This is a genomic window from Microvirga sp. CF3016, from assembly GCF_036314085.1.
Taxonomy (GTDB): domain Bacteria; phylum Pseudomonadota; class Alphaproteobacteria; order Rhizobiales; family Beijerinckiaceae; genus Microvirga.
In genome coordinates this window covers 62,715-74,204 of record NZ_JAYGGM010000012.1, presented here as the reverse complement: position 1 = coordinate 74,204, position 11,490 = coordinate 62,715, and the positions used below count along the sequence as shown (strand labels likewise).

Sequence of the window (11,490 nt, the reverse complement as noted above, 5' to 3'; positions counted from 1 at the left end):
GCATGCTAGACGACCGCACGCCCCGACCCAAACCGCCCTGTGGATTGAGTCGGATGACGCTGCGGACGAGACAAGCCGCGCGGCCAAACGAGTTTTTCAGTCAAGGTTTTTCAGCGATGACCGTCGTCACCCGCTTCGCTCCCTCGCCGACCGGTTTCCTGCATATTGGCGGAGGGCGCACGGCCCTGTTCAATTGGCTCTATGCCAAGCGGCATGGGGGCAAGATGCTGCTGCGTATCGAAGACACGGACCGGGAACGCTCCACGGATGCCGCCATTGCGGCGATCCTGGATGGCCTGAAATGGCTGGGCCTCGATTGGGACGGAGACGTGGTCTACCAGTTCTCCCGGGCCGCGCGGCATCGCGAGGTCGCCGAGAGCCTGCTCGCTCAGGGCCGCGCGTATTACTGCTATGCCACCCAGCAGGAACTCGAGGAGATGCGCGAGACCGCCCGCAGGGAAGGCCGTCCGCTGCGCTATGACGGCCGCTGGCGCGACCGGGACCCGTCCGAGGCTCCCGAAGGCGTCAAGCCCGTCATTCGCCTCAAGGCGCCGGCCGAGGGTGAGACGGTGGTGGAGGACGAGGTGCAGGGCCGGGTCGTCTGGCAGAACAAGGACCTCGACGATCTGGTCCTCCTGCGTTCGGACGGCACGCCCACCTACATGCTCGCCGTGGTGGTGGACGATCACGACATGGACGTGACGCACGTCATCCGCGGTGACGATCATCTCACCAACGCGGCCCGCCAGACGCAAATCTATCAGGCGCTCGGCTGGGACGTGCCGAAGATGGCCCATATTCCGCTCATCCATGGTCCCGACGGAGCCAAGCTCTCCAAACGTCACGGCGCGCTCGGCGTCGAGGCCTATCGCAGCCTGGGGTACCTGCCGGAGGCCCTGCGCAACTATCTCGTGCGCCTCGGCTGGAGCCATGGCGATCAGGAGATCTTCTCCACCCAGGAAATGATCGAAGCCTTCGACCTCGGCAGCATCGGGCGCTCGCCGGCGCGTTTCGATTTCGCCAAGCTGGAGAATCTCAACGGGCATTACATGCGCCAGGCCGACGACGAGCAGCTGGTGCAGGCGCTTGAGGATCTTCTGCCGGAGCTGGAGAAGGACGAGCATCATCTAGGACGTACGTTCAAGCCGGCTTTGCGCCAGAAGCTCGTCGCTGCCATGCCGGGTTTGAAGGAGCGCGCGAAGACGCTCGTGGAGCTGCTCGACAGCGCCTATTACCTCTACGCCCAGCGACCGTTGCATCTCGACGAGAAAGCCGCAAGCCTGCTCTCCGATGGTCGCCGGCGCCTCGTCGGCGTTGCCGAGAAGCTGGAAGCCATCTCCGATTGGTCGGCTCAGGGCGTCGAGGCAGTCGTTCGTGAGCATGCGGAGGCGATCGGCGCCAAGCTCGGCCAAGTGGCACAGCCGCTCCGAGCCGCCCTGACGGGACGAGCAACCTCACCCGGTCTCTTCGACGTGATGGCCGTGCTCGGCAAAGAGGAAACCCTGTTGCGCCTGAAGGACCAAATCAAGGATGCACCTGCTGCATAGCAGGCGAATCTCGCCTTTAGACGTGCTTGCTCCGTTCCCACGGATAAGCTACCGAAGGCGCCATTATCCTACCGACCGGCAAACCTCGGTTGGGCAGCCCCGGAGGCCTTCTCCGATCTACTGGTTGCTCTAGGTTCTGCCCGGCCTCCTTTTTGAAAGGGCCATGACGCATGAGTTCCAACACCAGCACAGTGACAGTCGACGGAAAGTCCGTGGAACTGCCGGTCAAAGAAGGCACCATCGGCCCGAGCGTCATCGACATCTCGAAGCTCTACGGCCAGACGGGGATGTTCACCTACGATCCCGGCTTCACCTCGACGGCCGCCACCGAGTCCAAGATCACCTATATCGACGGCGACAAGGGTATCCTGCTCTATCGCGGCTACCCGATCGATCAACTCGCGGAGCACGGAGACTTCCTCGAGACCTGCTACCTGCTGCTCTACGGAGAGCTGCCGACCGCCGCTCAGAAGGCCGACTTCGATTACCGCGTCACGCGCCACACCATGGTGCACGACCAAATGAACCGGTTCTTCACCGGCTTCCGCCGTGATGCGCACCCGATGGCCATCATGGTCGCCTGCGTCGGCGCACTCTCGGCCTTCTATCACGACTCCACCGACATCTCCGATCCGCACCAGCGCATGATCGCTTCCATGCGCATGATCGCCAAGATGCCGACGCTGGCGGCCATGGCCTACAAGTACTCCATCGGCCAGCCCTTCGTATATCCGCAGAACGAGCTCGACTACACGTCCAACTTCCTGCGCATGTGCTTTGCGGTTCCGGCCGAAGAGTACAAGGTCAACCCGGTGCTCTCGCGGGCCCTGGACCGGATCTTCATCCTGCACGCCGACCACGAGCAGAACGCCTCGACCTCGACCGTGCGTCTGGCCGGCTCCTCGGGCGCAAACCCCTTCGCCTGCATTGCGGCCGGCATCGCCTGTCTGTGGGGTCCGGCCCATGGCGGCGCCAACGAGGCGGCCCTGAAGATGCTCGAGGAGATCGGCACGCCGGATCGTATTCCCGAGTATATCGCCAAGGCCAAGGACAAGAACGATCCGTTCCGTCTCATGGGTTTCGGCCACCGGGTCTACAAGAACTACGACCCGCGCGCCCGCATCATGCAGAAGACCACGCACGAGGTTCTCAACGAACTCGGCATCAAGGACGATCCGCTCCTCGACGTGGCTGTGGAACTCGAGCAGATTGCCCTCAAGGACGAGTACTTCATCGAGAAGAAACTCTATCCGAACATCGACTTCTATTCGGGCATCACGCTCAAGGCGATGGGCTTCCCCACCTCCATGTTCACGGTGCTGTTCGCGCTCGCCCGCACAGTCGGCTGGATCGCCCAGTGGAGCGAGATGATCGAGGATCCCTCCCAACGCATCGGTCGCCCGCGTCAGCTCTATACCGGCTCGCCGGAGCGCGACTATGTCACCGTCGCTCAGCGCGGCTGAGACAAGCTGGAACTCCAAAAATAGGAAAGGGGCCGAAAGGCCCCTTTTTCTATCGTTGAATGTTCCCACAACAGGAACATCTTTGACGTCATGGCCGAGCTTGTGCGTGACATCCCGATGATGTGAAACGCCGTGCCTTTCGCATCGAGATCATCGGCACAAGATCTGCGACGACATGAAGTGTACCTGTTCTTGACTGAATTCAGGTACGATCCTTCGACCTCAGCACCTCTTCGACAATTCTTGCTGCCCGCTCACTTGGAGCTTCCTCGCCAATCTTCATGAGAGTATCGAGCTTGCCGAAGGCCTCCAGCTGCCTCTGGCGTTCGGGAGTATCCCCGAGAAGAGGCAGGAGCGCGTCGGCGAGCTTTTCCGGCGTGCAGTCCCACTGAATAAGCTCCGGAATGACGTTCTCGCCGAGCACGAGGTTGGTCAGCACGATGGAAGGCGCCTTGATGAGATATTTCAGCACCTCCTCGATCTTCGAGACCCGGTAGGCGACCACCAAGGGCACGCCGGACAGCCCGAGTTCCAGGGTCACGGTGCCGGAGGCTGCGAGGGCCGCATCCGCCTTGCGGAACGCCGCCCATTTGGCCGCTTCGCCCTCGACGATACGCGGCTTCACGTCCCAGGATTCTGCTCGCGATCTGATCTCATCCGCGAGGTGTGAGACCGCCGGAATCGTGACCACGAACGGATGCGTGGAGCGTTCCTTCAGAAGCGTCAAAGCCTGCCCGAAAGGCCCCATGAGCCGGCTGACCTCCGAGCGGCGGCTGCCCGGCAGGACGAGCAGTTCGATCGGTTCGTCGCCCGGGTTTCCTCGTTCGCCGGGCGCAGGCCTGATCTCCGCAAGACGTTCGATCAGCGGGTGGCCGACATAGGTGGTCGGCGGCCCTCCCAGACGCTCATGCGCGGCAGGCTCGAAAGGCAGCAGGGCGAGCAGGTGATCCACGTAAGCCCGCATCTTCGGTGCACGGCCGGGGCGCCAAGCCCAGACTGAGGGACTGACATAGTCGATGATGGGAATTTCAGGCGCCCGCTGTCTGACGGCCTTGGCAACGCGGTGCGTGAAATCGGGACTGTCGATGATGACCAGCATGTCGGGCTCAGCCGCGACGATCGTGTCGACCGTGAAACGGATGCGCTTCAGGATCGACGGCAACCGCGCGATGACTGCGGAGAAACCCATCACGGCGATGTCTTCGAGCGGGAACAGGCTTCTCAGCCCCTCCCTTTCCATGGCGTGCCCGCCGACACCGCCGAAACGCAGGCGTTCGCTTCCAAACTTCGCCTTCAAGGAACGCATCAGTTTCGAGCCGAGTTGATCGCCCGATTCCTCTCCGGACACGATCCAGATGGTCAGAGGCTTAGCGTCAGCCACGGGGATCCTCCATCCAGGGCAGGTCTACTGCGATCAGGAACAGACCAAGACGGTCAGCCGTTCTCAAGGTTTTCTCCTGCTCCAGGACGAAGGTGGAGCCTGCGCCGATGGCGATGCCGGAAAGGCCTGCCTTCGCCGCCTCGACGATCGTGCGAGGTCCAATGGTTGGCATGTCGACCCTAAGATCCTGGCCGCGTTTGGCGGCCTTGATCAGCACCCCGCCCTCCTCACGACGCCGGAGGCCGAACCAGGATTGGCGCATCCTCATCACCCGGCGCATCATCCGGTCGGTGCCTTCAGGTCCCTCGATCGCCAGCACGTGCCTGCGGGCAATGACGGCACCTTGGCCGATGTCGAAGGCGGACAAGGACTTGAGAAGGTCGAGGCCGAGCGCGATAGCCTCGCGATCGTCGACACTGGGTTGCCGAGTTCCGCTCAAGGAACGAGCAGCGACGAGATTGGGAGCGAGCTCGTGGGCACCAACCACCCGGTGTCCACGCTCTTCGAGCAGCATCACGGCTCCACGCAGGACCTGATCGTCGCCCCGGGTGATGACCTCCTTCACCTCGTGCATGTTCCGCAACAGCGAATACGCGCTCAGGAGCGCGGAGAAGCCGGGACGGCGTACGGCGCCCACGAGGGACACGGCCTGCGGCCGCCATCCTTCCAGGGTGCTCATGATCATCTTAAGGTCGAGGAGATCGACGGTGGCATGCGCTCGACTGCGCAGCTCCGCGTTCGCGAAGCCGCGGAACGCCAGCACCCGCACATCCTGTCCCGTCCGCTCAAGATGGTTTACGAGTTGAATCGGAAGCTGCCCGGCGCCGGCGAGAATCGCAATTGGGCCAGCGGGCGTTGGAGCATCGGACCCAAAAGTGGACTCGCAATTTTGGGATCCGTCCGATGCTTTCTCCTTTGGTGAGCGCATCGTTGGGCGCGGAAAACCGGAACCACTTTTCCGCACGATGCGCTAACCGACCGAACTGACGGGATCCCGCGGCGTGCAGATCGCGCGGTCCTTGCCATCGCGAATGAAGTCGAGGATCTCGTGCACGAAGGGGTGGTCATCGAATTCGCCGGCTACATCCTCCACCCGCTCGGCCAACGTGCCCTCATCGGCGAACAGCAGACGATAAGCCCGGCGGATGTCGTGGATCTGCTCGCGGGTGAAGCCGCGGCGGCGCAGGCCGATGATGTTGAGGCCAGCCAGATGGGCCCTGTTGCCCATGGCCATGCCATAGGGAATGAGGTCGTTCTCCAGGCCCGACATGCCTCCGACGAACGCATGGGAGCCGACGCGCGCGAACTGGATGACCGCCGAGCCACCGCCGAAGATCACGAAATCGCCCACCGTGACATGGCCTGCCAGCATCACATTGTTCGAGAGAATGCAATCGTTCCCGACCTTTGTGTCATGACCCACGTGGGAATTGGCCAGGAAGGCGCAGCGGTCCCCGATGACGGTGCGCAGACCGCCGCCTTCGGTGCCTGGGTTCATGGTCACGCCTTCGCGGATCATGCAGTCGGCACCGATCTCAAGGGTCGACGACTCGCCCTTGTACTTCAGATCCTGCGGGATGTGGCCGATGGAGGCAAAGGGGAAGATGCGCGTCCGCGGACCGATCGTCGTTCGACCGGCAAGGGCCACGTGGCTCATCAACTGGCAGCCTTCGCCCAATTCGACCTCGGGGCCGACGGTGCAGAAAGGGCCGATCGTCACGCCCTGGCCGATCTTCGCGCCATCCTCGATGACGGCGGTCGGATGGATCACGGTTTCCATTATTCGAGCACCAGCATGGCACTGACCTCGGCTTCGCAGACGAGCGTACCGTCCACCTTCGCCTCGCCTTTGTACCACCACATGTTGCGGCGGTTGTTCAGCTTCCGCATATGGAATTCGACCCGGTCGCCGGGCTCCACCGGCTTGCGGAACTTCACCTTGTCAATCGTCATAAAAAATACCTGCTTCGGCTTCGCCTGCTCGGCCATCTTCGCCTTGACGCAGATGGCGCCCGCCGTCTGAGCCATGGCCTCGATTAGGAAAACGCCGGGGAAGATCGGACGCGAGGGAAAATGGCCCGTGAATTGTGGCTCATTGAAGGTGACATTCTTGATGCCGATGCACGATCTGTCGCCGTCGATCTCGATGATCCTGTCGACCAGGAGGAAGGGATACCGGTGCGGCAGAAGCTCCAGGATTTCCATGATATCGGCGGTTTGAAGCGTGGTGGGCGCTTCGGACATGACGTGAACTCCAGGCGGTAGTGAATGCCTTCAACGAACGTTATGAGGACGCATCGTCGTCTTTGGCGGAATCGCCCTGGGATGCAAGCTTTTTCAGGGCCGTGATCTCGCGGAACCATTCGCGCATGGGGCGAGCAGGGATACCGCCCCAGCGGGCGCCGGGCGGAACGTCGCCATTGACTCCACTGGTCGCCGCGATCTGGGCACCCATGCCGATCCGCACATGGCCCTTGACGGCGACCTGCCCCCCGAGAGCCACGTAGTCCTCGATCGTGGTGGATCCGGCGATGCCGACCTGGGCGACGATCACGCAATGACGGCCGATCACCACATTATGGGCAATCTGGACGAGGTTATCGATTTTCGTGCCTTCGCCGATTACCGTATCGCGGCTCGCACCCCGGTCCACCGTCGTGTTGGCGCCGATTTCCACATCGTCCTGGATGATGACCCGACCGACCTGCGGCACCTTGAGATGCCCTTGAGGTCCCATGGCAAAGCCAAATCCGTCCTGGCCGATACGCACGCCGGGGTGAAGAATGACCCGGTTGCCGATGAAGGCATGGGACACGGTGACATTGGCCGAGATGGAACAGTCGCGCCCGATCTTCACCTTTGGGCCTATGACCGCATGCGCCCCGATCAGCGTTCCCGATCCGATTTCTGCGTGAGGACCGATGACGGCTCCGGGATCGACCCGGACACCATGCTCCAGCCGCGCGGAGGGATGGACGAAGGAGCCGGGCGAGATCCCGGTCGACGCGAAGGACGATTCCGGCCGCATGGCCGAGGGGAACAGGAGCCCGAGCACCTGCGCGAAAACGCGATAGGCCTGCGGGGTCACGATGGCGACGGTTTCCGTTGGAACCTTCGCTGCATAGCGCGGCGTCACGAGGCAGGCGCCGGCACGGGTGGCCGCAAGAGCTCCGACATAGGCCGGGTTGTCCATATAGGCGAGATCACCAGGGCCGGCGCTTTCGAGCGGAGCAACGCCCTTAAGCAAAAGCTCCCCGTCGATGCCGTCGGGGAGCGTCGTATTCGCCATCTCCGCCACCTGACGCAACGTCAACGTCTGGCTTTGCGGAAAGAAATTGGATTCTGTCATGAACAATAAGTGAGGGCGCCATTGGGCGCCCTCCCCGATTAGAAGCGTGTGCCGCCCGAGAACCGGAAGGCCTGGGTGCGGTCTGCGCCGACCCGAACGCCGTCTCTCCAAACACCCTCTTCCTTCGAGAGTGCAAACGCGTAGTCGAAGCGGATCGGACCGAGCGGCGAGCTCCAGAGGATGGAAGCGCCGACAGAGGACCGGATCTTCTCGCTGTCGAGAACCTCGATGCAGTTCTGCGGCACGTTGGGATCCTGGGTGCAGACCGCGTCGGCCGGATCGAGGATGCTGCCACCGTTCAGGTTGAACCTAGTCGGACCTTCGTAACCAAAGAGCGTGCCGGCATCGGCGAAGACAGCGCCCTTCAGACCGAGCTCGCGCGGCAGACCCCAGATCGGGAACTGCACTTCGAGCGTGCCGCCGAAGTAGGTGGTGCCGCCGATGGCGTTGGCTCGACTGTCGAGGCTCGAAATGTCACGCGGGCCGATGCCATTGGGGGCAAAGCCGCGGACCAGCGACGGTCCCATGAAGAAGTGGTCGACAATGCGCAGATCGCCGTTGTCGCCGCCGTCGTTGTTGTCGAAGCCCATAATGTGGCCGCCCTGGACACGGGCGATACCCACCACGTCCTCGAACAGTTCACGATAATAGCGAGCGTCGCCGGTCACCCGGAAATAGCGTGAGTCGCCCCCGAGACCGGCGAAGTCGGTTTTCACTTCGGCATAGAAGCCATTGCGAGGCTCACGGATGCTGTCGAGCGTGTTGTAGTTGAACGTCAAGCCCGCGAGCGACGTGATGGTATCGCCCTGAGATTCCTTGATGGCCAGCGAAGCCTCGCCGTTGCCTTCGCAGAACTGACGGTTCGGCGAACCATTGGCATTCAGCTGTGTATAGCCCGGGATCGGAGCCGAGCAGTCGTTGAAGGGCTGATCGACATCGTTCGGAATATCCAGCGACTGCTGGTAGAGCGAATACCGTGCGGTGATCGTGAACTCTTCCGTGAACGGAAGACCCAGGCGTAGCGTACCGCCGGTCATGCGGTTTTCGTACCGCGAATACCGGGTCTGGTCGCTGAACTTCGAGAACAGGTCGATACCGGCCGACATCCGGTAGCCGAGGAAGTACGGCTCCGTGAACGAGAAGTCGACGCCGTGGGCGCGCTGACCCAGCTGGCCGGCGAGACGGACGAACTGGCCCCTGCCGAGGAAGTTGGTCTCGGTGACCGAGACTTCACCGATGAAGCCGTCAGCCGTCGAGTAGCCGCCCGAGATGGCGAACGAACCGGTGGACTGATCCTCCACATCCACGTTCACGACCACGCGGTCGGCGGACGAGCCGGGCTCGTTGGAGATGCGGACACGCTTGAAGTAGCCGAGGTTGTTCAGGCGACGCTCGGCACGGTCGACGAGAACCTGGTTGTAGGCATCGCCCTCGCCGAGCTCGAACTCGCGGCGGATCACGTAATCGCGGGTACGGCTGTTGCCGCGCACGTTGATACGCTCGATGTAGATTCGAGGACCTTCTTCGACCACATAGGCGATGTTGACCGTCCGTGTCGACGGATCGCGCGTGCCGACCGGACGCACCTGAGCAAAAGGATTGCCCTGGCGGCCCACATTGGTGGTCAGCGCCTGAACCGACTTCTCGACGGCTTCGGCGTTGTAAACCGACCCTTCGGAGGTCGCGATCCCCCGGCGCACGGCCCCGGGATCGACGCCTTCAATCCGAGGATCTACGCTCACGCTGCCGAACCGATACTGCTCGCCCTCTTCCACCGCGATGGTGATGACATAGCCGCCGGCGTTCGGGTCAAACTGCACATCGCTCGAAACGAGGCGGTAATCGGCGTAGCCGTTCTTCAGGTAGTACCGGCGGATAAGGTCCAGATCGTTCGAGAGACGGTCCGGATCGTAAACGTCGGTGCTCTTGAGGAAACTGAGGAGGTTCGTCTCAGTGGTCTGCATGACACCACGCAGACGGCTGGACGATACCTGGTTGTTCCCGACGAACCGGATCTCCTTCACGCCGGTCTTATCACCCTCGTTGATGGTGTAGACCACGTCGACCGTGCCATTCGGGAGATCCACCAGTCGGGGGGTCACCTGAGCGAGGCCCCGCCCGGAACGGCGGTACACCTCAAGGATGCGCTGGACGTCGGCATCCACCGCCGCCTGACTGTAAGGCGCGCGGGCCCGAGCCTGCAGCTGATCCTCGATCAGGGCCTTCTCGACCCTCTTGTTTCCTTCGATCACGACCCGGTTGACGACGGGTCCCTGTGCAGCCGAAGCGCGGCGATTCCCCGGGGCCACTTGCTGCGCGAAGGCGCTCTCCGCGGCAGTAATCCCAGCCATCAGCGCGCTGATTGCGACAATGGCGGTCGTGGCCGGCTTTTTCCGGCGAGGCGTGGTCGTCGACATCATCAACTGGCCCGTTCTTTATATTCTGTCCCTAGCGAGGATTGCCCCGCAGGTTGGAGACGAGTGCCCCCAACCTTATCCGTGTGGACCGCTTGTACAAACTTTCGCCGCTATTGCAAACGGCACATCCACAACAGAGTACCAATTTTTCAGGAGCGTGGCGTCCTTGTCACGATCCCTGGGCCAGAAAACTGGTGCCAAGGTGAACAAGATCATTCCAAGTGGCGAACAGCATGAGCATCGCCACCAGGGCAAACCCGATTCTGAAGCCGATTTCCTGGGCTTTTTCGCTCAAAGGACGCCCGCGAACCGCCTCAATGGCATAGAACATAAGGTGGCCGCCATCCAGCAGCGGAATGGGAAAAAGGTTAATGAGCCCGATCGAGACCGACATGAAGCCGATGAGGCTGACCAGGCTATAGACCCCTCCAATGTCGAAGGCCGTCCCAGAGGCCCGGGCAATCCCGATGGGGCCGGAGAGTTGATCGGCCGATTCCCATCCCATCACCAGGCGGCGGATGAAGTTGAGGGTCCGCTCAACGAGGTTCCAGGTTTCCACCACGGCTGCCTTAACGGCACCCCAGGGGGTATAGGTCAGCCGCTTGATCGCCGAAGGATCCCGGGAAGCCTCGACACCGAGAAGCCCGATGCGCTGTTTGCCGAAGGGACTAGTCCGCTCGACAAAGTTCGGTATTGCCGTAAGGGCAGTAGTCTGCCCGTTGCGCTCAACCGTAAAAACAAGCGGTTCACCAGCACTGGAGCTGACGATGAGCTGCATGTCGGCGAAGGTCTGGATCTGCCGGCCGTCAACGGTTAGAATCAGGTCCTTGGGTTGAAATCCGGCCTTTTCGGCCGCGCTTCCGGGCTGAACCGCCTCGATCCTGGGCTCCAGAACCTGGCGGCCATTGAAGTAGTTGAAGCCCGCAAAGATGGCGATGGCCAGAATGAAATTGGCGATAGGGCCGGCAGCCACGATGGCGGCGCGCTTGGCCACATTCTGATGGGGAAAACTGATTGCCCGCTGCTCCAAGGGCATCCGATCCAGCTGTTCCTGATCGGGAACGCTGGCCGCGTTGAGGTCGCCAACGAACTTGACGTAGCCTCCGAGGGGGATGGCGGAGATCTTCCAGCGGGTGCCCGTCCGATCGGTCCAGCCGACCAATTCGCGCCCGAAGCCGATGGAAAAGGCTGTCACCCCGACACCGCAGAGCCGGCCGACCCAGAAATGGCCGAATTCGTGGATGAACACGACTACCGTGAGAACCACGAGAAAGGAGATCAGGGTCAGGAACAGGGATCCTGTCGCGCCGCTGATCGTCGTGAGAAAGTCCAT

Annotated in this window: 9 protein-coding genes; 2 read left to right on the top strand and 7 right to left on the bottom strand. The window is 62.1% G+C overall.

The window, feature by feature from the left end; all coding sequences use genetic code 11:
* Nucleotides 1-116 precede the first annotated feature (116 nt).
* Both gltX and gltA read left to right on the top strand, forming a co-directional pair.
* Nucleotides 117-1,547: a glutamate--tRNA ligase gene (gene gltX / locus VB672_RS18060; RefSeq protein WP_329785592.1), complete on the top strand. Its 1,431-nt coding sequence runs from the start codon at nucleotides 117-119 to the stop codon at nucleotides 1,545-1,547.
* 170 nt (nucleotides 1,548-1,717) lie between these two features.
* Nucleotides 1,718-3,010 carry a citrate synthase gene (gene gltA / locus VB672_RS18055; RefSeq protein WP_329785591.1) on the top strand — a complete coding sequence of 431 codons (1,293 nt, stop codon included), beginning with the start codon at nucleotides 1,718-1,720 and terminating at the stop codon, nucleotides 3,008-3,010.
* Nucleotides 3,011-3,212: 202 nt separating this feature from the next.
* Here gltA and lpxB read toward each other — a convergent pair whose 3' ends face one another.
* From lpxB to rseP, 7 genes are all read right to left on the bottom strand, one after another.
* Entirely contained in the window at nucleotides 3,213-4,391 is a 1,179-nt protein-coding gene (gene lpxB / locus VB672_RS18050; protein ID WP_329785590.1) for a lipid-A-disaccharide synthase, read from the bottom strand.
* Nucleotides 4,384-5,226, bottom strand: coding sequence for an LpxI family protein (locus VB672_RS18045; protein ID WP_329785705.1), 843 nt, complete (start codon nucleotides 5,224-5,226; stop codon nucleotides 4,384-4,386). Before VB672_RS18045 ends, lpxB begins: the two co-directional genes overlap by 8 nt.
* 135 nt (nucleotides 5,227-5,361) lie before the next feature.
* The gene (lpxA, locus tag VB672_RS18040) at nucleotides 5,362-6,171 is read right to left on the bottom strand and encodes an acyl-ACP--UDP-N-acetylglucosamine O-acyltransferase (RefSeq protein WP_329785589.1); all 810 of its coding nucleotides are present in this window, start codon (nucleotides 6,169-6,171) and stop codon (nucleotides 5,362-5,364) included.
* Nucleotides 6,171-6,635 carry a 3-hydroxyacyl-ACP dehydratase FabZ gene (gene fabZ, locus VB672_RS18035; RefSeq protein WP_329785588.1) on the bottom strand — a complete coding sequence of 155 codons (465 nt, stop codon included), beginning with the start codon at nucleotides 6,633-6,635 and terminating at the stop codon, nucleotides 6,171-6,173. The genes lpxA and fabZ overlap by 1 nt, the downstream gene beginning before the upstream one ends.
* Before the next feature lie 40 nt (nucleotides 6,636-6,675).
* On the bottom strand, nucleotides 6,676-7,740 hold the full coding sequence (lpxD, locus tag VB672_RS18030) for a UDP-3-O-(3-hydroxymyristoyl)glucosamine N-acyltransferase (protein WP_329785587.1): 1,065 nt from the start codon (nucleotides 7,738-7,740) through the stop codon (nucleotides 6,676-6,678).
* Between the two features lie 38 nt (nucleotides 7,741-7,778).
* The gene (bamA, locus tag VB672_RS18025; protein WP_329785586.1) at nucleotides 7,779-10,160 is read right to left on the bottom strand and encodes an outer membrane protein assembly factor BamA; all 2,382 of its coding nucleotides are present in this window, start codon (nucleotides 10,158-10,160) and stop codon (nucleotides 7,779-7,781) included.
* Nucleotides 10,161-10,326: 166 nt separating this feature from the next.
* On the bottom strand, nucleotides 10,327-11,490 hold the full coding sequence (gene rseP, locus VB672_RS18020) for an RIP metalloprotease RseP (protein ID WP_329785585.1): 1,164 nt from the start codon (nucleotides 11,488-11,490) through the stop codon (nucleotides 10,327-10,329).